Annotated in this window: 19 protein-coding genes and 1 tRNA gene; 14 read left to right on the forward strand and 6 right to left on the reverse strand. The window is 66.3% G+C overall.

The genetic code is table 11. From position 1 onward, the window contains the following. Positions 1–281 precede the first annotated feature (281 nt). The 5 genes from ABB30_RS13915 (at position 282) to ABB30_RS13935 (ending at position 7,549) form a co-directional block, all read left to right on the forward strand. Positions 282–1,391 (forward strand): efflux RND transporter periplasmic adaptor subunit, encoded by a 1,110-nt coding sequence (locus tag ABB30_RS13915; RefSeq protein ID WP_057638915.1) that lies wholly within the window; start codon positions 282–284, stop codon positions 1,389–1,391. After that, positions 1,388–4,513, forward strand: a complete 3,126-nt coding sequence (locus ABB30_RS13920) for an efflux RND transporter permease subunit (RefSeq protein ID WP_057638916.1) — start codon at positions 1,388–1,390, stop codon at positions 4,511–4,513. The genes ABB30_RS13915 and ABB30_RS13920 overlap by 4 nt, the downstream gene beginning before the upstream one ends. Further along, positions 4,506–5,054, forward strand: coding sequence for a GNAT family N-acetyltransferase (locus ABB30_RS13925; protein ID WP_057638932.1), 549 nt, complete (start codon positions 4,506–4,508; stop codon positions 5,052–5,054). Before ABB30_RS13920 ends, ABB30_RS13925 begins: the two co-directional genes overlap by 8 nt. Positions 5,055–5,255: 201 nt before the next feature. Continuing rightward, positions 5,256–6,695 carry an alanine/glycine:cation symporter family protein gene (locus ABB30_RS13930; protein ID WP_245626514.1) on the forward strand — a complete coding sequence of 480 codons (1,440 nt, stop codon included), beginning with the start codon at positions 5,256–5,258 and terminating at the stop codon, positions 6,693–6,695. 23 nt (positions 6,696–6,718) lie between these two features. Then, complete coding sequence (locus ABB30_RS13935) at positions 6,719–7,549, forward strand: TrmH family RNA methyltransferase (protein WP_057638918.1); 831 nt, start codon at positions 6,719–6,721, stop codon at positions 7,547–7,549. Positions 7,550–7,620: 71 nt separating this feature from the next. Here ABB30_RS13935 and ABB30_RS13940 read toward each other — a convergent pair whose 3' ends face one another. The 4 genes from ABB30_RS13940 to ABB30_RS13955 form a co-directional block, all read right to left on the reverse strand. After that, on the reverse strand, positions 7,621–9,021 hold the full coding sequence (locus ABB30_RS13940) for a M28 family peptidase (RefSeq protein ID WP_057638919.1): 1,401 nt from the start codon (positions 9,019–9,021) through the stop codon (positions 7,621–7,623). A gap of 106 nt (positions 9,022–9,127) precedes the next feature. Then, complete coding sequence (gene mscL, locus ABB30_RS13945) at positions 9,128–9,541, reverse strand: large-conductance mechanosensitive channel protein MscL (RefSeq protein WP_057638920.1); 414 nt, start codon at positions 9,539–9,541, stop codon at positions 9,128–9,130. Between the two features lie 62 nt (positions 9,542–9,603). Continuing rightward, the gene (locus tag ABB30_RS13950) at positions 9,604–10,308 is read right to left on the reverse strand and encodes a fumarylacetoacetate hydrolase family protein (protein WP_057638921.1); all 705 of its coding nucleotides are present in this window, start codon (positions 10,306–10,308) and stop codon (positions 9,604–9,606) included. Between the two features lie 72 nt (positions 10,309–10,380). Beyond that, positions 10,381–10,677 carry a hypothetical protein gene (locus ABB30_RS13955; protein WP_057638922.1) on the reverse strand — a complete coding sequence of 99 codons (297 nt, stop codon included), beginning with the start codon at positions 10,675–10,677 and terminating at the stop codon, positions 10,381–10,383. Between the two features lie 165 nt (positions 10,678–10,842). Between ABB30_RS13955 and ABB30_RS13960 the strand changes: the two genes are divergently transcribed. Further along, positions 10,843–11,196 (forward strand): Rieske (2Fe-2S) protein, encoded by a 354-nt coding sequence (locus ABB30_RS13960; protein ID WP_057638923.1) that lies wholly within the window; start codon positions 10,843–10,845, stop codon positions 11,194–11,196. Between the two features lie 20 nt (positions 11,197–11,216). Here the strand turns inward: ABB30_RS13960 and ABB30_RS13965 are convergent, their stop codons facing one another. Both ABB30_RS13965 and trmB read right to left on the reverse strand, forming a co-directional pair. Then, positions 11,217–13,064: an SLC13 family permease gene (locus ABB30_RS13965; RefSeq protein ID WP_057638924.1), complete on the reverse strand. Its 1,848-nt coding sequence runs from the start codon at positions 13,062–13,064 to the stop codon at positions 11,217–11,219. Between the two features lie 45 nt (positions 13,065–13,109). Then, on the reverse strand, positions 13,110–13,844 hold the full coding sequence (gene trmB, locus ABB30_RS13970) for a tRNA (guanosine(46)-N7)-methyltransferase TrmB (RefSeq protein ID WP_057638925.1): 735 nt from the start codon (positions 13,842–13,844) through the stop codon (positions 13,110–13,112). Between the two features lie 306 nt (positions 13,845–14,150). Here trmB and ABB30_RS13975 point away from each other — a divergent pair, with 306 nt between their 5' ends. The 8 genes from ABB30_RS13975 to ABB30_RS14010 all read left to right on the forward strand — a co-directional run bounded on the left by ABB30_RS13975 (position 14,151) and on the right by ABB30_RS14010 (position 21,184). After that, the gene (locus tag ABB30_RS13975; RefSeq protein ID WP_057638926.1) at positions 14,151–15,971 is read left to right on the forward strand and encodes an autotransporter domain-containing esterase; all 1,821 of its coding nucleotides are present in this window, start codon (positions 14,151–14,153) and stop codon (positions 15,969–15,971) included. A gap of 123 nt (positions 15,972–16,094) precedes the next feature. After that, positions 16,095–16,168 (forward strand) — tRNA-Gly (locus ABB30_RS13980). A gap of 80 nt (positions 16,169–16,248) precedes the next feature. Then, a complete protein-coding gene (gene rimK / locus ABB30_RS13985; RefSeq protein ID WP_057638927.1) occupies positions 16,249–17,148 on the forward strand; it encodes a 30S ribosomal protein S6--L-glutamate ligase in 900 nt (299 codons plus the stop codon). A 123-nt stretch (positions 17,149–17,271) separates the two neighbouring features. Continuing rightward, positions 17,272–17,757: a hypothetical protein gene (locus ABB30_RS13990; protein WP_152980757.1), complete on the forward strand. Its 486-nt coding sequence runs from the start codon at positions 17,272–17,274 to the stop codon at positions 17,755–17,757. A gap of 73 nt (positions 17,758–17,830) precedes the next feature. Beyond that, entirely contained in the window at positions 17,831–18,184 is a 354-nt protein-coding gene (locus ABB30_RS13995) for a hypothetical protein (RefSeq protein ID WP_152980758.1), read from the forward strand. A gap of 31 nt (positions 18,185–18,215) precedes the next feature. Then, positions 18,216–18,812 carry a hypothetical protein gene (locus ABB30_RS14000; RefSeq protein WP_152980759.1) on the forward strand — a complete coding sequence of 199 codons (597 nt, stop codon included), beginning with the start codon at positions 18,216–18,218 and terminating at the stop codon, positions 18,810–18,812. A 330-nt stretch (positions 18,813–19,142) separates the two neighbouring features. Further along, positions 19,143–19,820 carry a response regulator transcription factor gene (locus ABB30_RS14005; RefSeq protein WP_057638933.1) on the forward strand — a complete coding sequence of 226 codons (678 nt, stop codon included), beginning with the start codon at positions 19,143–19,145 and terminating at the stop codon, positions 19,818–19,820. Between the two features lie 5 nt (positions 19,821–19,825). Next, positions 19,826–21,184 (forward strand): sensor histidine kinase, encoded by a 1,359-nt coding sequence (locus tag ABB30_RS14010; RefSeq protein ID WP_057638931.1) that lies wholly within the window; start codon positions 19,826–19,828, stop codon positions 21,182–21,184. Positions 21,185–21,252: the final 68 nt, after the last annotated feature.

Here is a 21,252-nt window from a genome sequence, read left to right on the forward strand (position 1 = left end):
AACGAGCAACGAGTGGGGAGGAAAGAGCAACGAGTGGAGAGGAAAGAGCAACGAGTGGTGGTGGGTGGCCGCTTCACTCGTTCCTCGTTGCTACGCACTCTTTCCTCGCTCCTCGCTCCTCGCTCCTCGTTGCTGCTCACTCATTCCTTGCTCCTCGTTCCTCGTTGCTATGCACTCTTCCCTCGCTCTGGCTCTCCAGAGCCACGCCCAACCATCGGCACATCGGTTTGTCACCCGGACATGCCTAGAATGAAAGGTGAGAATCATTCTTGGAAGTACCCATGTCAGGACGTAACCGCGCTTTTGTCGCCACCTCGCTGTTGATCTTGCTGCTGGTCGGTTGTGGCGATAAAAACACGGTCAACGGGCGTCCGGCCCAGGCGCCCGTACCGGTCACCACCGGCCAGGTCAGCCTGTCGCCCTGGAATGACACCCTGCAGGCGCTGGGCACGGCCAAGGCGCGCGAATCGGTCAGCGTGACTGCCAAGGTCAGCGAGATCGTGGAGCAGGTGCACTTTGAAAGCGGGCAGAGCGTGGTCCGTGGGGCGCCATTGGTGACCCTGCGTGGCGAGGCCCAGCAGGCCTCGCTGGCCCAGGCCCGGGCCACCTTTGCCGAGGCCGACCAGCTGTACCGCCGCCAGGCCGAGCTGGCCCGGCAGAAGCTGGTGGCCACCGCCACCCTGGACAACCAGCGGGCGATCCGTGACGGTGCGGCTGCGCGCATGCGCGAGATCGAGGCCGAGATCGGCGACCGCCGTGTGCGCGCCCCGTTCGAGGGCGTGCTGGGCATCCGTCAAGTCAGCCCCGGTTCGTTGGTCACCCCCAACACCGTGATTGCCACCCTGGATGACATCAGCCGGGTCTATGTGGATTTCCAGGTGCCCGAGGCCGACCTGGCCACCATCCATCCGGGCGACCGGGTCACCGGCGGCAATGTCGCCTACCCGGGGCGCGAGTTTGAAGGGGTGGTCAGCACCATCGATGCGCGTGTGGATGCGGCGACCCGTGCAGTCACCGTGCGCGCGGACTTCCCCAACCCGGACCGCGCCTTGCGCCCGGGCATGCTGGTGGATGTGCGCATCTACCGCCCGCAGCGCCAGGCCATGGTGATCCCGGAAATCGCAGTGACCCAGGTCGGCCGCGACTCCTTCGTGTTCCGCCTCACCGCCGAGGACACGGTGGAACAGCTCAAGGTCAGCACCGGCGCGCGTCGTGCCGGGGTGGTGGAAATCACCGACGGCCTGGGCCTGGGCGACCGCATCATCGTCGATGGCACCGGCAAGGTCCGCCCGGGTCAGAAGGTGGCGCCGAGCCAGGATACCCAGCGCATGCCGGCGGCCGAGGGCCAGGCTGATGCCGCCGCGCCGGTTGCCGAAGGAACCCTGCAATGAAGTTGTCCGACATCTCCATCCAGCGCCCGGTCTTTGCGCTGGTGATGAGCCTGCTGTTGCTGGTGCTGGGGGTGATGTCGTTCTCGCGCCTGACCCTGCGCGAGCTGCCGGCCATCGACCCGCCCATCGTCTCGGTCAGCGTCAGCTACACCGGCGCCTCGGCAGCGGTGGTGGAAAGCCGCATCACCCAGGTGCTGGAAGATGCCCTGGCCGGCATCGAGGGCATCGACACCATCAATGCGCGCAGCGTCAACGGCCGCGCCTCGGTGTCCATCGAGTTCAACGCCAACCGTGACATCGAGGCCGCCGCCAATGACGTGCGTGATGCGGTGTCGCGGGTCATGGACCGCCTGCCAGACGAGGCCGACGCGCCGGAAATTGCCAAGGTCGAAAGCGATGCCGACCCGATCATCTGGTTCAACATGTCCTCCAGCGTGATGGACACCATGCAGCTGAGCGACTACGCCGATCGCTACGTGGTGGACCGTTTCTCCAGCATCGACGGGGTGGCGCAGATCCGCCTGGGCGGCCGCCAGCGCTATGCCATGCGCATCTGGCTGGATGGCGACCAGCTGGCCGCACGCGGGCTGACCACCGGTGATGTGGAAAGCGCCCTGCGCAGCGAAAACGTCGAACTGCCGGCCGGGCGTATCGAGTCGGCCGACCGTGACTTCACCCTGCGGGTGGAGCGCAACTACGTCAAACCCGAGGACTTTGCCTCCATTCCGCTGGGCAAGGGCGCCGATGGCTATGTGGTGCGCTTAGGGGATGTGGCCAAGGTCGAGCTGGACAGCGCAGAGCGGCGTGCCTATTTCCGCTCCAACGGCGAGAACAACGTCGGCCTGGGCGTGGTCAAGACCTCCACCGCCAATGCGCTGGACGTGGCCCGCGCCACCCGCGCCGAGGCCGAGCGCATCGGCGCGACCCTGCCTGAAGGCACCCACATCTTCGTCGCCTTCGACAACACCACCTTCATTGATGCGGCGGTGGAGCGGGTCTACTGGACCCTGGCCGAGGCGATGGTGCTGGTGCTGCTGGTGATCTGGCTGTTCCTGGGCTCGTTCCGCGCTGCGTTGATTCCGGCAGTTACCGTGCCGGTGTGTCTGGTGGCCAGCTTCATTGCCCTGTACGCGTTTGATTTTTCCATCAACCTGCTGACCCTGCTGGCGATGGTGCTGGCCATCGGCCTGGTGGTGGATGACGCCATCGTGGTGGTGGAGAACGTGCAGCGCCGCATCGACCTGGGCGAGCCGCCGCTGGTGGCCTCGCGTCGCGGTACCGCGCAGGTGGCCTTTGCGGTGATTGCCACCACCGCGGTGCTGGTGGCGGTGTTCCTGCCGGTGGGTTTCCTGGAAGGCAACACCGGGCGTCTGTTCCGCGAACTGGCCGTGGCCCTGGCCGCGGCCGTGGCCCTGTCGGCCTTCGTCGCCCTGACCCTGACCCCGATGATGGCCTCCAAGCTGCTCAAGCCGCACAGCGAGGTCAAGAAGAACCGACTCAATGTGTGGATCGACGCCCGCCTGGATGGCCTGAGCGGTGGCTATGCCCGCGTTCTGGACCGGCATGTGGCGCGGATCTGGATCTTTGCCGTGGTCTCGGTGCTGAGCCTGCTGGCGACCTGGTGGCTGTACCGTGCGCTGCCGTCGGAGCTGGCCCCGGCCGAGGATCGTGGCTCGTTCCAGGTGATGATCGATGGCCCTGAAGGTGCCGGCTTTGATTACACCGTGGCCCAGGTGCAGCAGGCCGAGGCCCTGCTGGCGCCGCTGATCGGTGATGACAAGCCGGTGGCTCGTGCCAACCCGCGTGTGCCCGGTGGCTTTGGCGCCAGCGAGGAAATGCACACCGCGCGCATGTCCGTGTTCCTGCAGCCGTGGCGCGAACGCAGCGAAACCACCCGCGATGTCGCCGCCCAGGTGCAGAAGGAACTGGATGTGCTGACCGGTGTGCGTGTGCGCACCATGGTCGGTGGTGGCCTGGTGCGCTCGATGGGACAGCCGTTCCAGATGGTGCTGGGCGGGCCGGATTACGAGGAAATTGCCCAGTGGCGTGACCGCATGCTGCTGCGCATGGCCGATTACCCGGGCCTGATCGGTGCCGATTCGGATTACAAGGAAACCCGGCCGCAGATGCGGGTCAACATCGACCGCCAGCGTGCGGCCGACCTGGGGGTGCCGGTCACCGCGATCGGCTCGGCCCTGGAAACCCTGATGGGTTCGCGCCGGGTCACCACCTTTGTCGACAACGGCGAGGAATATGACGTGGTGGTCCAGGCCAGCCGTGACGGCCGGGCCAGCCCGGATGACCTGGCCGCGATCCGTGTGCGCGCCAATACCGGCGAGCTGGTGCCGCTGTCCAACCTGGTCACCCTGAGCGAGGTGGCCGAACCGGGCTCGCTGAACCGCTTCAACCGCCTGCGCTCGATCACCATCAGTGCCAACGTGGCCGATGGCCACACCCTGGGCGAAGTGGTGGCCTGGGCCGAGCAGGCTGCGCGCGAGGAGCTGCCCGATTACGCCCAGCTGGACTGGAAGGGCGAATCACGCGAGTACAAGAACTCCGGCGCGGCGGTGATCCTGACCTTCGCCATGGCGTTGCTGGTGGTCTACCTGGTGCTGGCCGCGCAGTTTGAAAGCTTCGTCCACCCGCTGGTGATCATGCTCACCGTGCCGCTGGGCGTGCTCGGTGCGTTGATCGGCCTGTATGTCAGTGGCGGCACCCTGAACCTGTTCAGCCAGATCGGCATCGTCATGCTGGTCGGCCTGGCGGCCAAGAACGGCATCCTGATCGTGGAGTTCGCCAACCAGCTGCGCGATGAGGGCATGAGCGTGCATGCGGCCATCGTCGAATCGGCGCGGGTGCGCCTGCGTCCGATCCTGATGACCTCCATCGCCACCGCCGTCGGTGCGGTTCCGCTGGTGCTGGCCGGTGGCCCGGGCTCGGCCAGCCGCTCCACCATCGGTGTGGTGGTGATCTTCGGTGTGATCGTGTCCACCTTCCTGTCCCTGTTCGTGGTGCCGGCCTTCTACCGCCTGCTGGCCCCGTACACCCAGTCGCCGGAAACCATTGCCCGCGAACTGGCGCAGCAGGAAGCGCAGACCCCGGAAGTCGGTGGCCATGCCTGAGCCGGTCGCCTTGGTCGACGCGGATCTGCAGCTGCGCCCCTGGCGCAGTGAGGATCTGCCGGCCTTGCTGGCCAATGCCAACCATGCCGCGGTGGTGCGCGGGTTGAGCAGCCGCTTTCCGCACCCGTACACGGCCGAGGATGGCCGGGCCTTCCTGGCCGGTGAGGTGGTGCCGCTGGATCGTTGGGCCCTGGCCATCTGCCGCGATGGCCAGGCCTGCGGCGGCATCGCCATCACCTGCGGCAGTGGCGAGCGCTGCGGTACCGCCAGCCTGGGCTACTGGCTGGGGCCGGCACACTGGAACCAGGGGCTGATGGGGCGCGTGCTGGCCCTGTATGTGCCGTGGGTGATGGGCGATGCCGGCCTGCACCGGTTGCTGGCCGAGGTGATGGTGCACAACCCGGCCTCGGCACGGGTGCTGCTGCGCCACGGCTTCGTCGAAGAGGGCACCGCGCGCTGGGCCATCCGCAAGGAAGGCGTCCTGTACGATCTGCGGCGTTTTGCCTGGTTGGCGGGCCCGTCTGCGGCTGCATCGGCCTGATCCGGCTGCGTCGGACATCGGCGCAACCGTCACAAGTCATGGCAGAAAATAGCCGTTTTGCCCTTCGCAGCCAGTCATAATTGGTTCAAAATCGAAGGGCCTGCTTGCCGGGCACCCCTCTATCAGGTTTGCCCGGGAGTTGAAGTGGAAAAGCTTATCGAAAGCGTCAATGCGGTCATCTGGTCCGATGCGCTGATTTTCATGTGCCTGGCGGCCGGCCTGTGGTTCAGCCTGCGCACCCGCTTCATGCAGCTGCGCGGTTTCACTGAAATGTGCCGGCTCACCGTGAAGGGAGAGAAGTCCGAGGCCGGCGTGTCTTCCTTCCAGGCGCTGGCCATGTCGATGGCCGGGCGCATGGGTATCGGCAACATCGCCGGTGTGGCCACCGCCATTGCCTACGGCGGCCCGGGCGCGATCTTCTGGATGTGGGTGATGGGCTTCCTCGGCGCAGCCACGTCCTACGTGGAATGCACCCTGGCGCAGATCTACAAGACCAAGGATGCCGACGGCCGTTACCGCGGCGGCCCGGCGTACTACATCGAAAAGGCCATGGGCCTGAAGTGGTACGCGATGGCCTTTGCCGTTGCCACCATCATTGCCGCCGGCCTGTTGTTGCCGGGCGTGCAGGCCAATGCGATTGCCGATTCGGCCACCGCCGTGCTGTGCAAGGGCGCTGATGCCTGCGCCTCCATCGGTGGCGTGGCCGGCATGAAGCTGACCATCGGCATCGTGGTGGCCCTGGTGCTGGCGGTGATCATCTTCGGCGGGGTCAAGCGCATTGCCAGCTTTGCCGAGGTGGTGGTGCCGTTCATGGCCCTGGCCTTCATCGGCACCGCGGTGGTGGTGATGATCCTCAATGCCTCCAAGGTGCCGGTGATGTTTGCCGACATCTTCTCCAGTGCCTTCGGTGCCCATGCCTTGTTTGGCGGGGTGATCGGCCAGGCCATTGCCTGGGGTGTGAAGCGCGGCATCTACGCCAACGAGGCCGGCCAGGGCTCGGGTCCGCACGCCGCCGCCGCCGCCGAGGTCAGCCACCCGGCCAAGCAGGGTTATGTGCAGGCCTTTGCGATCTACTTCGACACCATGCTGGTGTGCACCTCCACTGCCTTCCTGCTGCTGTCCACCGGGATCTACAACGTGTTCCAGCGGGTCAGCGAGGACGGTGGCGAGAAGCTGGTGGCCATCTACGAGAAGCTGCCGGGCGTGGCCCCGGACCAGGGCTCGCTGATGACCCAGGCCGCATTCGACTCGGTGGCCCCGGGCATGGGCGCGGCATTTGTGGCCATTGCCCTGTTCTTCTTCGCTTTCACCACGATCATGGCCTATTACTACATGGCCGAAACCAACCTGAACTACGTCACCGGCAACAAGCCCTCGGCCCTGTGGCTGAACCTGCTGCGCCTGGGCGTGCTGGGTATCGTGGTGTTTGGCGCGTACCATGACGCTAAGCTGGCGTGGACGCTGGGCGACATCGGCGTGGGCCTGATGGCCTGGATCAACGTCACCGCCATCCTGATCATCCAGAAGCCTGCGATGCTGGCCCTGAAGGATTACGAGCGCCAGCGCAAGCTCGGCCTGGACCCGGTGTTCGATCCGCAGGCGCTGGGCATCAAGAACGCCGATTTCTGGCACAAGCGTTAACAGCAGACAGTTTTGGAGCAGCAGTGAGCAGCAACCCCTGGAATAACCGCCGGCCTTCGGCCCGTCCGCCCCGCGCCACGCCGTCTTCGGCGGCGGCCAGTGAACAGGCACCGGTTGCCCGCGGTGACAACGAGCTGCGCCTGTACGGGGTCAATGCGGTGCTGGGCATGTTTGCCCGGCGTCCGCAGGACCTGCGCAAGCTGTACCTGCTGGAAAGCATGATCCCGCGCCTGCAGCCGCTGATGAAGTGGTGCGTGGCCAACCGCATCGGCTACCGCGTGGTGGCCGATGGCGACCTCAACAAGCTGGCCGCCACCACCCACCACGAAGGCGTGGTGGCCGATGTGGTCAAGCACGAGCCGGCACCGCTGGCGGCCTGGCTGTCGGCCCTGCCGGCCGGCCCGGCCCTGGTGCTGTGGCTGGATGGAGTGGGCAACCCGCACAACCTGGGCGCGATCCTGCGCAGCGCCGCCCATTTCGGCGTGGCCGCGATCCTGCTGCCGTCGCACTCCAAGCTGGCCCTGTCCGGCTCGGCCGCGCGCGTGGCCGAAGGCGGCGCCGAGGCGGTGCCGATGGTGCGTCTGCCGTCCACCCCGCAGGCCCTGGCCCAGTTGCGTGATGCCGGTTTCCACCTGGCGGCGACCCTGGTCGACGGCGGCGATGACCTGTTCAAGGCGCGCCTGCCGGAGCGTCTGGTGTATGTGATGGGCGCCGAAGGGCAGGGCATGGACCGCGACCTGGCCAGCCTGTGCGACAGCCGGGTGTCGATCCCGGGCAGCGGTGCAGTGGAAAGCCTGAATGTGGCTTCGGCCACGGCCGTGCTGCTGGCCCACTGGCGCAGCCAGCGCGGCTGAGCCCGGCGGCCGGATCTGCGACAAAGACAAAACAGCAAAGGCGCCCTTGGGCGCCTTTGCTGTTTGTGGGCTCAGTCCTGGGCCTTGGGCGCGGTGCCGAAGTCACCGTCGGCCTCGGCCGCCAACCAGGCAAACACGGTGTAGGCGGCCACGTTCTGGGCCAGGGCGGCCGGGTCGATCTTGTCCAGGGTGTCGTCGGCGGTGTGGTGCAGGTGGAAGTAGTCACTGCCGTCCTGGGCCAGCCAGCCCCAGGCACCGCCGCGGGCGGCCAGCGGGCTGATGTCCGGCCCCGGGCCACCCTGGCCTTCGGCCAGTGCGATCCCCAGCGGGGCCAGCACCTGGGCAATCTGCGCGGTGGCCTGGCGCGAGCCTTCCGGCGCCGGTGAGCCGGTGTTGAAGGCATAGATGCGGCCGGCACCGAAATCGCTTTCGGCGGCGATGACCTGCCTGTCCAGCTCGCCGGCAGCGGCACGTGCGGCCGCGTAGGCCTTGCCGCCCCACAGGCCCTGTTCCTCGTTGGCGAAGGCCACCACGCGGATGCTGCGCTTGGGCGCGGTGGGCAGCTTGCCGATCAGGTGGCCGGCGGCCATGGTGATGGCCACGCCGGCACCGTCATCCACCGCCCCGGTACCCAGGTCCCAGGAATCCAGGTGGCCGCCGATCACCACCACTTCATCCGGGCGCTCGCTGCCGGTGATCTGGCCGATCACGTTGTGCGAGGTGTAGCTGCCATCCCAGCCGCAGTCCAGGGCCAGGGCCAGGCGCACCGGGCCACGGGCCAGCAGGCGGGCGAGCTGGCCTGCATCGGGCACGGACAGGGCGGCCGCCGGGATCGGGGTCAGGCCTTCGTCAAAGCGGGTGATGCCGGTGTGCGGCACGCGGTGCGAATCGGTACCGGCCGAGCGCATGATGAAGCCGACCGCCCCCTTGCGGATGGCTTCGGACGGCCCCTTGGAGCGCACCGCGCTGCCCGGGCCGTAGCCGCTGCCATCGCGTGCGGCCACCATCTGGTAATCGATGAAGGCGATCTTGCCGGCCAGTGAGCCGGCCGGGGCGGCCTGCAGTTCGGCCAGCGAGGCAAAGCGCACCACTTCGGCCTCGATGTTGCCGGCCGGGCTGCCACCCAGGGCGGTGATGTGCAGCGGCTGGGCATGGGCGCCCAGCACATGCGCCGATTCACTGCGCCGCTCCCACTTGGGGAAGGTCACCGGCTCGGTCCAGACCCGGTCAAAGCCGAGCTGGACGAACTTCTCCTCGGCCCAGGCCACCGCACGGGCATCGGCCTCGCTGCCGGCCATGCGCGGGCCGACCTCGGTGGTCAGCGATTCGACCACCTGCCAGCCGGTGGCATCGGCCAGGGCCTGCTGGCGCAGCTGCACGGCCGTATCGATGGCCGGTTGCGGGATGACGGTCTGGGCGCTGGCACTGGCGCAGGCCAGGGCAGCAGCAACGGCGAGGGCAAGACGACGCATTGGCAGGCATACCAAAACAAGACGGGACCGGCAGCGTAACGCTGATGGTCCCGTCGGTACACGGTGCCACAAGTCCTGCCCGGCAAGGGCAGGCGTGGCGGTGCGCTTACTTCTTCAGGCTGTCGCGGATTTCGCGCAGCAGCAGCACGTCTTCGGTCGGCTCGGCCGGTGCGGCCGGCTCTTCGGCCTTCTTGCGGGCCAGCTTGTTGAGCACCTTGATCAGCATGAAGATGGCGAAGGCGACGATGATGAACTGGATGATGGTGTTGATGAAATCGCCGTAACCGATCACCACGGCCGGCACTTCGGCGCCAGCCGCATCGGTGGTGGCTTCGGCCAGGGTCCATTTCAGGTCGGAGAAGTCGACCTTGCCGATCAGCAGGCCGATCGGCGGCATGATGACCTTCTCCACCAGGGCGGTGACGATCTTGCCGAACGCAGCGCCAATGACCACGCCGACGGCCAGGTCGATGACATTGCCACGCATGGCAAATTCCTTGAACTCACTGATCATGCCCATGAAGGCACTCCTTGATACGGGGGATGGATGGCAGGGCAACGATAGCCCAAAGCGGGGTGTTTTTAGACAATCTGGCCGCTGCGCTGGCCAATGCCGTCGATGCGTGCATCGAAACGGTCGCCACGCTGCAGGGCGCCGACGCCGGCCGGGGTGCCCATCATGATCAGGTCGCCGGCTTTGAGTGCGTACAGCTGGGACAGCTCGTGGATGATCTCGGCCACGTTCCAGATCATGTTGTCCAGGCTGCTGGACTGGCGCACCTGCTCGTTCACAGTGAGGCTGATGGCCCGCGCGCCGAGTTCGCCGACCTCGCTGGCCAGGACCAGCTCGCTGACCGGCGCGGAATGGTCAAAGCCCTTGGCGATGTCCCAAGGAGCACCGGCGGCCTTGGCCTGTGCCTGCAGGTCACGCCGGGTCAGGTCCAGGCCCACACCATAGGCCAGCACCAGCGACGCGGCCTGGTCCACGGCTACTACACCGGCCGGGGCGTCACTGCCCAGGGCGACCACCAGTTCCACCTCGTGGTGCAGGTTGTCGGTGGCGCTGGGGTAGGGCACCGGGCCGTGGTTGCCGGGCACGATCGCATCGGCCGGCTTGGCAAAGAACATCGGCCGGCCACGGGCTGCCTGGTCGGCCGGGGTGGCGCCCATCTCGCGGGCATGGTCGGCGTAGTTGCGGCCGACGCAGTAGATGCGACGCACCGGAAAAGTACCGCCGCCACGCACGGCAAGGCGCGGGATGGCAGGTGTCGGGATCAGGTCAGTCATGGCAGGCAGCGAAGGGAAAACGTGCTGCAAGTCTACCGGAAGGGAGCGGCCGTCCATTGGCCGCGGCCGGGATCAGCGCGGGGCGTCGATGGCCTGGCGCGAGACAACCGTGTACTGGGCATCGACCACGTTGTTGTCGTGGCGGCCGGTGTTGCTGCGGGCAGTGCCGGTGCTGCGGCGCGGGTTGAACAGCTTCAGGACCAGGCCGACCAGCAGCATGGCCGCACCGACGAACAGGCCGACCACCAGCAGGCCGGCCAGGATCACCAGGCCAACCAGGCCCAGGCCCACGCGCACCAGCGGGTTGCGTGGCTTGCGCGGGGCGAACACCGCGCGCAGGTTGTTGAAGTAAAACTGTGGGTTGCGCATGTGCCGCCCCTCGTTGGATTGCTACTGGTGGGAGTATCGATGTGAAGCAGGCATCAAGAGTGAAGAAATCATTAAAGTGTGACCGGTGCCCTCTTGCTAAGCAGGGGCGGCAGGCCGCGCCGTTCATGCCAGAATGCCGCCCTTGCCTTGATTGAAGACGCACCGATGAACCTGTTGCCCAGCACCACCACTGTCCTTGCCCCCTTGGCCGGGCTGCCCGACGGGCAGCTGAGCGAGCGTGAGCTGAGCATCGCCGGGGAGCTGGAATCGGTGCTGCTGCTGCGCCACGGGGAACAGGTCAAGGGCTGGTTGAACGTGTGTCCGCATGCCGGGCGCCGGCTGGACTACGCGCCGGGCATGTTCCTGCTCAGCGCCGCCGGCGAGGTGGTGTGCCCGGTGCACGGTGCCACTTTCGAGCTGGAGGAGGGCCTGTGCACTGCCGGGCCGTGCCGGGGCCAGTCGCTGCGCGCGTTGCCGTTGCAGGTGGTGGATGGCCAGGTGCTGCTGCTGGCGCTGTGATGGCCGGCGCCGGCCGGGGCTCAGAACACCAGGAAGATCACGCTGACGGTGACCACCGTGTACAGCAGTGACAGCGGCCCGCCCACGCGCCACAGCTGGCGCGGGGTGTAGTTGGCCGGGCCGGTGATCATCGAGATGATCGGGTTGGAACCGGTCATCAGGTTGTTGGAGGCCGACAGGGCCACGATCAGGGCGAAGGCGGTCGGGTTGCCATCCACGGCCAGGGCCAGGTTGACGGCGATGGGCACCATCACGATGGTCGCGCCGACATGGCTGATCACCAGAGAGAACGCGGTGGTCAGCAGGGCCAGGGCGATGCCCACCAGCCAGGGCGGGATGCCTTGCGGCAACTGGTCGATGGTGTGCCCGGCAATCCAGGCGGCGGTGCCGGAGGAGTCCATGGCCCAGCCCAGCGGGATCAGCCCGGCCATCATGAACACGGTTTTCCAGTTGATCGAGGCATAGGCCTCGTCCATGCGCAGCACCCCGGTCAGCAGCATGCCGGCCACCCCGGTCATCAGGGTCAGGGCCACCGGCAGTTTGGAGAACAGCGCGATCAGGATGGTCAGGGCAAAGATGCTCATCGCGATCTTGAACTTGTGCGGGCGCTGCTCGCCCTTGGGGTAGTCGGTGACCACCACCAGCTCGCGCGAGCGGTCGGTGGCGGCCAGGTCGGTCCAGATCGAGTGGAACACCAGCATGTCGCCGGCGCGCAGCGGTTCATCGCGCACCTTGTGGCGGATCACCTGCTTGTCGCGGTTGATCGCCAGCAGGCTCATGCCGCGCTCCTTGCGCAGGCGCAGGGCGGCGGCGGTCTTGCCGATGAACGGCGAGGTCGGCGGCACCAGCGCTTCGGAAATGCCGGCGCGGGCCGGGTTGAACAGGTCGCCCAGGTGACGCAGGCGGGTGGACAGCTTGAGGAAATGGTTCTGCGCGAAGTCGCCGACCTGCTGGCGCGGGCCGAGCATGCCGATCACGCTGCCGACCCAGATGCGGCTGTCGGCCGGCGGCGAGAGCCGGGTCTGGTCGCCGGTCTTCAGGGCCAGCAGCAGGGGCGCGCCGTAGATGCCTTCCACATCACTGACGGTCATGCCCACCAGCGGGCTGTCGGCGGTGACGGTGAGCTCGAACACATCGCCCTCGATGCCGTAGACCTGGGCGAAGTAGCTGTCGGTGCGTGCCGGGGTGGCCGGTGCCGGGCCCTGTTCCAGCTCGCTGGCCAGCTTGCGCGATCCATAGAAGTGGAAGTACAGCAGGCTCAGCGCGACCAGGGCCACGCCGATCGGCAGCGGGGCGAACATGCTCAGCGGCTCGATCGTGGCCATGCCCGAGGGCAGGTTGTTGTTGGCCGAGGCCAGCAGGTCGTTGAGCAGGATCAGCGGCGAATTGCCGACCATGGTCAGCGCGCCGCCCATGACGATGGCTGCGGCCACCGGCAGCAGGATCTGTGACAGGTGCAGGCCGTTGCGGCTGGTCAGGCGCGAGGCCACCGGCAGGTACAGCGCCATCACAGACGGGTTCTGCATGAACGATGAGTTCACCGCCGCGATCGCGCTGGTCAGGCCGAGCAGGCGTTTCTGCCGGCCGTGGGCGCGGCGTTGCAGCCAGCCGGCAAGGCGGTTCAGGGCGCCGGTGCGGTCCAGCCCGGCACCGAGGATGGTGGTGGCGATGATGCTCATCACCGCGTTGCCGGAAAAACCGCCGAAGATTTCCTCCGGCGCGATCAGGCCGGTGATGCCCAGCACCACCAGCACCACCAGGGCGACCACATCGGCACGGATGCGCTCGAACAGGAACATCGCCATCGTAAAGCCGACCAGCACCAGTACCAGGCGCATGTCATCGGTCAGCGTGAGGGTCTGTTCCATCGGTTGCGTGCGTGCCTTGTGGTCAGTGGGGCCGTGGGCGGCAGATCAGGGACGATCGTAGAGCAGGTCCCATACGCCGTGGCCCAGTTTCTGCCCGCGGGTCTCGAAATGGGTCTGCGGGCGCCAGTCCGGGCGCGGCACATGGCCGCGCGGGCCGGCGCGGTTGACCAGGCCATCGGTGGCGTCCAGCACGTCCCACATGTGCTCGGCATAGGGTTCCCAGTCGGTGGCCAGGTGCAGGCGGCCGCCCGGGCGCAGCTTGCGCACCAGCAGCTTGGCAAACTCCGGCTGGACCAGACGGCGCTTGTTGTGGCGCGCCTTGTGCCACGGGTCGGGGAAGTAGATGCGGATCTCGTCGAGGAAGCCATCGGGCACCTCGTTGTTGAGCACCTCCACCGCATCGTGGTGGTAGACCTTGGCATTGGCCGCCTGGTCGGCAACCAGGTCGTTGAGCAGGCGGCCCACGCCCGGTGCATGCACTTCCAGGCCGATGTAGTCGCGGCTGGTGTCAAAGCCGGCGGCAAAGCGCAGGGCGGTGCCGTTGCCGGTGCCGATCTCCATCACCTTGGGCGCGTCGCGGCCGAACAGGGCGTTGAAGTCACGCGGCTGGCCGCTGTAATCGATGCCGTGCTGCGGCCAGGCCTCGTCAAAGGCGCGCTGCTGGGCCGGGGTGAAGCGGCCCTGGCGCAGCACGAAGCTACGGATGGCGCGGTGGCCTTCCTGCACGGTGAACGGCTTGGCCGGGGCCTTGGCGCCGGCGGAATCAAAAGGGTTGGTCATCGGCCGGTCACTCTTCGGTGGTGCCGGCAGTCACCAGCGCGTGCAATGGGGAGGTAATCATGGCGGGGATTATCGCCCAAGGCTCCGGCCACAGGGGCATTGCCAGGTGAATCGCGCATCGTCTGCGTGGCAGGGCCGGATGATCGCGCGCAGCTTGGTCGTATCGATGCTGCGGCAAGGCTGCTGGCGGCTTGGGCAAGACTTATGTTGCATTGCAGCGTGAAGGTTTGCGTTCAGACTGGAAGCCTATGCCGGTCCGCGCACTGTTCGGTGACGCGTTTTCCAGAACTCCAAGGAGAGTCTTTCATGTCCATCCTGCAACCGCGCCTGCTGCGCGGCGCTCTTGCTGTGGCCCTGGCCGCCGCGGTCGCTCCGGCCATGGCCCAGTCGCCGTTCTCGTCCACCGTGTTCTTCGGTGACAGCCTGACCGACAGCGGCCACTTCCGTCCGGTGCTGACCCAGATCAACCCGGCCGCCGGCGTTGCCGGCCGCTTCACCACCAACCCGGGCTATGTCTGGGCCGAGTATCTGGCCAAGCACTATGGCACCAATGCCATCGCCAACGGCAATGGCCAGGGCGGCGACAACTACGCTGTCGGTGGTGCACGCGTGGCGGTGGACAGTGTCGGCGCGCTCGGTGCGACCCCGGCCCTGACCACCCAGCTGCAGACCTACCTCGGCGCCAACGGCGGCAAGGCCGATGCCAATGCGCTGTACACCGTGTGGGGTGGTGCCAACGACCTGTTCGCCATTGCCGCCGGTGCCCCGGTGCAGGAAACCATTGCCCAGGCCGTGGGCGGCCAGGTCGGCATGGTCGGCGCGCTGAAGCTGGCCGGTGCCCAGTACGTGCTGGTGCCGACCCTGCCGGACATCGGCCTGACTCCGTCCTCGGTGGCCGGTGGCCCGCTGGCCATGGCCCAGGGCACCGCCCTGGCCAATGCCTACAACCAGGCGCTGTTCGGCGGCCTGGCCGCGCAGGGCCTGTCGGTGATCCCGGCCGATACCTTCACTCTGCTGCAGGAAGTGGTGGCCAACCCGGGCCTGTACGGTTTTGCCAATGCCACCGGCATGGCCTGCACCAGCGGCCAGTCCATCTCCTGCGTGCCGGCTGAATTCGCCACCCCGGATGCGGCCAACAGTTATGTGTTCGCCGATGGCGTGCACCCGTCCAGCCGTACCCACCAGATCCTGGCCGAGTACATCACCTCGGTGATCGATGCGCCGCGCCAGCAGCAGGTGCTTGGCCGCAGCGCCCAGGCCAGCGGCCGTGCCCGCGTGGAGCAGGTGGCCGGCCATCTGGCCCCGGACCAGGCCGAAGGCACCCAGTGGTGGGGTGGCCTGCGTGCGGACATGCAGCGCTACGGCCACGGCGACACCTTCGACGGCATCGCCCCGGCGGGCCTGTTCGGTGTGGACTGGGTGCGTGAGGGTCACGCTCTGGGCCTGTTTGCCGGCTATGACCGTATGGATGCCGACTTCGGCAACAGCGCCGGTGATTTCACCCTGGGCCAGGCCACTTTCGGTGGTTTTGTCTCCTTCAACGACGGCCCGGCCTGGGCCAATGCCCAGCTCAGCTACAGCTGGCTGGATTACGAGGTCAACCGCCAGGTCAACCTGGGCCCGGCCAAGCGCGTGCACGCCGGCGACACCAAGGGTGAAAGCCTGACTGCCGCCTTCCAGGCCGGCTGGGAGTTCGGTGGTGACAATGCCCTGCGTCATGGCCCGCTGCTGGGCATGACCTGGCAGGACATCAGCATCGATGGCTACGCCGAGGCCGGTGGCGGTTCCACTGCACTGAGCTATGCCGACCAGGACGCCAACTCGCTGGTGGGCCGCCTGGGCTGGCAGCTGCGCATCGTCGGTGACCGCGTGCAGCCGTACGCACGCCTGACCTGGGACCACGAGTTCGAAAAGGCCGAACAGGCCAGTGCCACCTTGCAGTCGCTGCCGGTGGCCGGCAGCTACAGCGTGCCGGGTCTGAACCTGGACCGCGACTGGGGCACCGCCGTGCTCGGCAGCCGCCTGCAGCTGGGTAGCCTGGAGGCCAATGTCGGCCTGTCCAGCACCTTTGCGGTGAGCGGGCAGTCGGACATCAGCGCGTTTGCCACCATCGGCGGGCGTTTCTGATTGATCGGCTGATGCCGTCGGCCTGATCCGGGCCGACGGCAGTAACGGCGGCAGGAGTGCATTTTTTCCTGCCTGCCGCATTGCCTTTGTCAGGTGGCGCGCTTACACTTTGCCACCTGCTTTGCGGGTGTAGCTCAATGGTAGAGCAGAAGCTTCCCAAGCTTACGACGAGGGTTCGATTCCCTTCACCCGCTCCAGCATTCCCAGCGCCGGCCCTGTGCCGGCGTTGTCGTATCCGACCCTTGCCGGTCATCCCCGGTGGTTATGCTGCAGGCGTATGAGACTGGTCATCCTTTCGCGCAACCCGCGCCTGTATTCCACCCGCCGCCTGGTCGAGGCGGCACGTGCGCGTGGCCATACCGTGCGTGTGCTGGATCCGCTGCGCTGCTACCTGCGCATCGCCGCCGGTGATTTCCGCCTGCACTACAAGGGCAAGCCGCTGCAGACGGTGGATGCGGTGATCCCGCGCATCGGTGCCTCGGTGACCCGCTATGCCACCGCGGTGCTGCGCCAGTTCGAACTGATGGGCGCGCGTACGCCCAATCCCTCCGATGCGATCCTGCGTGCGCGCGACAAGCTGCGCGCGCACCAGATCCTGGCCTCCCATGGCATCGACATGCCGGTCACCGTGTTCGGCGACAACCCCGATGACACCGCCGACCTGCTGTCCCTGCTGGGCCCGGCCCCGCATGTGGTCAAGCTCACCGAAGGAGCGCAGGGCAGGGGGGTGATCCTGACCGAGAAGGCCAGCGCTACCCGTGGCACGGTGGAGGCCCTGCGTGGGCTGTATGCCAACTTCCTGGTGCAGGAGTACATCGGCGAGGCCGGCGGTGCGGACCTGCGCTGTCTGGTGGTGGGGGACCGGGTGGTGGCCAGCATGGGCCGGCAGGCGGCCGAAGGGGATTTCCGCGCCAACCTGCACAGCGGCGGCCAGGCCGTGGCCCAGGCCTGTACCGACGAGGAAGCAGCCATCGCCGTGCGCTCGGCCCAGGCCCTGGGCCTGGGCGTGGCCGGGGTGGACATCCTGCGCTCGGCGCGTGGCCCGCTGGTGCTGGAGGTCAATTCCACCCCGGGCCTGGAAGGCATCGAGCGGGTCAGTGGGCTGGATGTTGCCGGGCTGGTGATCGCTTTGCTTCAAATGCACGATGAGCATGCCGATGCGGTATGCCGGAAATAGAGGTACACGCGGCGGTGTTGGCTGGCACTTTGCCGATTCTGGTTTGTAGTAAGCTGGCTGCCTGTCAACCCGCTGCAATGGCTTTATTACAGCAAACACGTGTATCGACAAGGAGGCTTGGCCATGTACTTGCATCATCTGGTGGTATTGGTAATCGGTCTGGCAGCAGCAGGCGCTGCACCAGCTGCAGTGGACGCTGCTGTAAATGACAAGTCGCCGATGCAGATTGATGTGGGTAACGATATTGCCCAGCAGCTCCAGATGGTGGAGATGGCCATCGGGTCAGAGAGTTACAGTGAGTTGGAAGACCAGGACCGCATTGCAGTTCGCGATGCACTTGGCCGCATTCGCGCCAATGTCGGGCCGAACCACACTGTGGATGGTCTGGCACCGGAGATCCGCACCGCGGTCTTCAATGACCAGGAAATTGTGAATACGATCATGAGCCGAGCCCATGCCGACAGCCGCATGGTGTGTGAGCGTGTGCGCATGACGGGTAGCAACAGGCGCGAACAGGTGTGCATGACCGTAGCCCAGCGTCGCGACATGCGCGAGAACTCGGTGGACGCATTGCGCAACTGGAACCACTGGAACACGAAGAAGGACTGAGTCTGGTCCTGTTGCCGGTGAAAAAGAAGCAGCTCAGATCAATGCTCAATCCAGCATCTCCGAGCAGTTGGTGATGGTTGAAGCGGCAATTGCTTCGGAGGATTACCGTGCGATCAGTGATGATGACCGTGCGGCTGTGCATCAGGCGCTTGCGCGCATACGCACCAATGTAGGGGATGCCTCCTCTGTGGATGGCCTGTCGCCTGCCATGCGCACGGCAGTGTTCAACGATCAGGAAGTCGTCAATACCATCCTGACCCGGGCCCGGGCGGACAGTCGATTGGTATGCGAACGGGTGCGCCTGACGGGCAGCAACCGTCGTGAGCAGGTCTGCCTCACCGTTGCTGAGCGTCGTGAGCTGCGTGACAACTCCAAGGATGTGTTACGCAACTGGAATCGTTGGAACATGAGACAGCCGGGGGATTGAATGGTCCATGCGGCCTGCCGTGAGCCGTGGCATGCCTCCGGCGCTGCAGCGGTTTGGTTGTATAGGCTGTCACTGGTCGATCAGCCTCCTGCAGCCTCATCTTGTCCGTTGTACTTTCATCAGTGAGGGTGTCATGCGTATTCAAATTTCTGTTTTGCTGGTCGCAGGCCTGTTGTGGATGTCGACAGCCCAGGCGGGCCTGGGCGGCGCTACGGGCAGCCCATTGCCGGTGCAGCTGGACGTGAAGCAAAGTGTGGCCGAGCAGTTGGCGCAGGTAGAGGCTGCCATCAACAGCGAGGACTACAGCGAGCTGGCTGCTGATGATCGTGCGGCCTTGCGTGAGGCCCTGGGGCGCATCCGCAACAATGTGCCCGCATCGGGATCGGTGGAGCAGCTGTCGCCTGATCTGCGTACGGCTGTGTTCAATGACCAGGAGCTGGTCAACATGATCATGACCCGGGCCCATGCCGACAGCCGGATGGTATGTGAGCGTGTGCGTACGACCGGCAGCAACCGGCGTGAGCAGGTGTGCATGACCTTGGGTCAGCGTCGCCAGATGCGTGAAGAGTCCAGGGACGTACTGCGCAACTGGCACAACGTCAATCCGAAGCGACCCGGGGAATTGTAAGAGCGGGGCTTTGCGCTTGCGAGCTGTCTCTGCCTTGCCCGTTTGCACGCTTTCAGGCAAGGCATCCTCCAGCGAAGATCGGCATGCCCCGCTGCTTGCACCCGGATGTACGCCTTGGTGGCAAAACGATTTGACACGATGGGCTGGAGAGGCGGGCTGAGCCGGGACAGGTAAGCAGAGGCTGTCATGCCGATCGCTGATCCGGCGGTGTGTTTGAGCGCAAAATTAATGCTTGAGGCTGTATTGTGAACAGCGATGACAGACAGAAATTTTCTGTCTGTCTCCTTTTCATTGCTGCTCTTGCAGACCAGCCCTTACTCAGAGGCCAACGTGCGCATTCTCGTCATCGAAGACAACAACGACATCGCTGCCAACCTGGGTGATTACCTGGAAGACCGCGGGCATACCGTGGATTTTGCTGCCGATGGCATCACCGGCCTGCACCTGGCCATCGTCAATGAGTTCGATGCCATCGTGCTGGACCTCAACCTGCCGGGCATGGATGGCCTGGAGGTCTGCCGCAAGCTGCGCAGCGAGGCGCGCAAGCAGACTCCGGTGCTGATGCTCACCGCGCGCGATTCGCTGGAAAACAAGCTGGCCGGTTTTGATTCCGGTGCCGATGACTACCTGATCAAGCCGTTTGCCCTGCAGGAAGTGGAAGTGCGTCTGCAGGCGCTGCAGCGGCGTGGCAAGTCGGTGCAGAGCCGGGTGCTGGAAGTGGGGGATGTCGAGTACAACCTTGACACCCTGGAAGTGCGTCGCCAGGGCAAGCTGCTGCAGCTCAACCCGACCGCACTGAAGATCCTGCAGTCGCTGATGGAGGCCTCGCCGGCGGTGGTGACCCGGCAGGAGCTGGAAACCCGTGTCTGGGGCGAGGAACTGCCCGACTCGGATTCCCTGCGCGTGCATATCCATGGCCTGCGTGCGGTGGTGGACAAGCCCTTCGAGGTGCACATGATCCAGACCCGCCATGGCATCGGTTACCGGATGTCCGTGCCCGAGGCCTGAGCTGGATGAGCCAGACGTCTGACCAGGCGCGGCCCGTGCCGCGCCGTCGTGGGCGCTACCGCCGCCGCCTGCGCAGCCGCATCATCCTGTCCTTCGTGCTGTTCGGCTTCTGCCTGACGGCGCTGTTCGCCTTTGCCACCAACTGGGCCCGCGTGCGGGTGGAAAACCAGCTGGTGGAAGACGTGATGAACCGCAATATCGACGAATATGCGCGGCGCTATTACCACAACCCGGAAGTCAGCCCGGATCTGCCGGTGCAGCAGATGCTCGGCCGGGTGGTCAAGGCCGACCGCTTTGACGCCCTGCGCCAGGAGGAGCCGGACTGGTACGAGCTGAGCGATGGCATCCACACCATCAACGGACGCGATACCGGCACTGGTGATGCCTTCTCCTACAAGCTGGCCGTGCGCAAGACCGACCAGGAGTGGTTCTTCCTGGCCTATGACATGACCCAGACCCTGCGCGGGGAATCCCAGCTCAAGCGCACCCTGGTGCTGTCGGTGCTGGTGTTCAGCCTGTTGTCCTTGCTGCTGGGCTGGTGGTCGGCGTCCAAGGTGATGAAGCCGGTGTCCGATCTGGCCCGGCGTCTGCGTGCCTACCGTGGTGGTGTCAGCCAGCCCGAGCCATTGGCGCCGCGCTTTCCCGATGACGAGGTCGGCCAGCTGGCCCAGGCGCTGGATGATTACTCGGCGCGCCTGACCGAGGTGGTGCAGCGCGACCGCGAGTTCAACGCCGACGTCAGCCATGAGCTGCGTACGCCACTGGCGGTGATCCGTGGCGCGACCGAACTGCTGCTGGCCCGGGAGGGGCTGGATGACAAGGTGCGCCAACGCCTGCAACGCATTGCCCGGGCCGAGGCCCAGTGCAGCGACTTGATCGGCTCGCTGCTGCTGCTCTCGCGCAACGAGCGTGCCCAGGGCTGCGCCAATGTGGCCAAGGTGGCCGAGCAGCTGCTCGATGCGCACCGGGCCCAGCTGGGCGGCAAGCCCTTGCAGCTGCGCGTGGAAGGCGATGCCAGCCAGGTGGTCGACGCCCCGGAGGCGGCGCTGTCGGTGGCCCTGGGCAACCTGATCGGCAATGCGGTCAAGTACACCCCGGCCGGCGAGGTGGTGGTGACCATCAGTGCCGGCCAGGTGAGTGTGCGTGATACCGGGCCGGGCCTGAGCAGCGAGGATGCCGCCCGCCTGTTCCAGCGCGGCTATCGCGGTACCCATTCGGGCAAGTCGCAGGGCGGCGGCATTGGCTTGTCCATCGTCAGCCGCCTGTGCGCGCTGTACGGCTGGCAGGTCCAGGTGACCCCCGGGGTCGAGGTCGGCGCCGTGGCCACCTTGCGCTTCAGCAATCCCCCTGCAACCCAGGCATGAGGCGTAAGCCCGTCGCGCCTTGAGGCGCTCCCACAACAGCCCGGCTGCCCCTGTAGGAGTCAACTGTC

The organism is Stenotrophomonas ginsengisoli, from assembly GCF_001431485.1.
GTDB classification, from domain to species: Bacteria; Pseudomonadota; Gammaproteobacteria; order Xanthomonadales; family Xanthomonadaceae; genus Stenotrophomonas; species Stenotrophomonas ginsengisoli.

Excerpts from the sequence above, each read along its gene's own strand:
- ABB30_RS13950 (WP_057638921.1), bottom strand. The coding sequence starts at position 10,308 with ATGACTGACCTGATCCCGACACCTGCCATCCCGCGCCTTGCCGTGCGT.
- ABB30_RS13975 (WP_057638926.1), top strand. The coding sequence starts at position 14,151 with ATGTCCATCCTGCAACCGCGCCTGCTGCGCGGCGCTCTTGCTGTGGCC.
- ABB30_RS13965 (WP_057638924.1), bottom strand. The coding sequence starts at position 13,064 with ATGGAACAGACCCTCACGCTGACCGATGACATGCGCCTGGTACTGGTG.
- ABB30_RS13915 (WP_057638915.1), top strand. The coding sequence starts at position 282 with ATGTCAGGACGTAACCGCGCTTTTGTCGCCACCTCGCTGTTGATCTTG.
- ABB30_RS13925 (WP_057638932.1), top strand. The coding sequence starts at position 4,506 with ATGCCTGAGCCGGTCGCCTTGGTCGACGCGGATCTGCAGCTGCGCCCC.
- ABB30_RS13995 (WP_152980758.1), top strand. The coding sequence starts at position 17,831 with ATGGTTGAAGCGGCAATTGCTTCGGAGGATTACCGTGCGATCAGTGAT.
- ABB30_RS13960 (WP_057638923.1), top strand. The coding sequence starts at position 10,843 with ATGAACCTGTTGCCCAGCACCACCACTGTCCTTGCCCCCTTGGCCGGG.
- ABB30_RS14010 (WP_057638931.1), top strand. The coding sequence starts at position 19,826 with ATGAGCCAGACGTCTGACCAGGCGCGGCCCGTGCCGCGCCGTCGTGGG.
- ABB30_RS13930 (WP_245626514.1), top strand. The coding sequence starts at position 5,256 with ATGTGCCTGGCGGCCGGCCTGTGGTTCAGCCTGCGCACCCGCTTCATG.
- trmB (WP_057638925.1), bottom strand. The coding sequence starts at position 13,844 with ATGACCAACCCTTTTGATTCCGCCGGCGCCAAGGCCCCGGCCAAGCCG.
- ABB30_RS13920 (WP_057638916.1), top strand. The coding sequence starts at position 1,388 with ATGAAGTTGTCCGACATCTCCATCCAGCGCCCGGTCTTTGCGCTGGTG.
- ABB30_RS13940 (WP_057638919.1), bottom strand. The coding sequence starts at position 9,021 with ATGCGTCGTCTTGCCCTCGCCGTTGCTGCTGCCCTGGCCTGCGCCAGT.
- ABB30_RS14000 (WP_152980759.1), top strand. The coding sequence starts at position 18,216 with ATGCCTCCGGCGCTGCAGCGGTTTGGTTGTATAGGCTGTCACTGGTCG.
- rimK (WP_057638927.1), top strand. The coding sequence starts at position 16,249 with ATGAGACTGGTCATCCTTTCGCGCAACCCGCGCCTGTATTCCACCCGC.
- ABB30_RS13990 (WP_152980757.1), top strand. The coding sequence starts at position 17,272 with ATGTACTTGCATCATCTGGTGGTATTGGTAATCGGTCTGGCAGCAGCA.
- mscL (WP_057638920.1), bottom strand. The coding sequence starts at position 9,541 with ATGGGCATGATCAGTGAGTTCAAGGAATTTGCCATGCGTGGCAATGTC.
- ABB30_RS13955 (WP_057638922.1), bottom strand. The coding sequence starts at position 10,677 with ATGCGCAACCCACAGTTTTACTTCAACAACCTGCGCGCGGTGTTCGCC.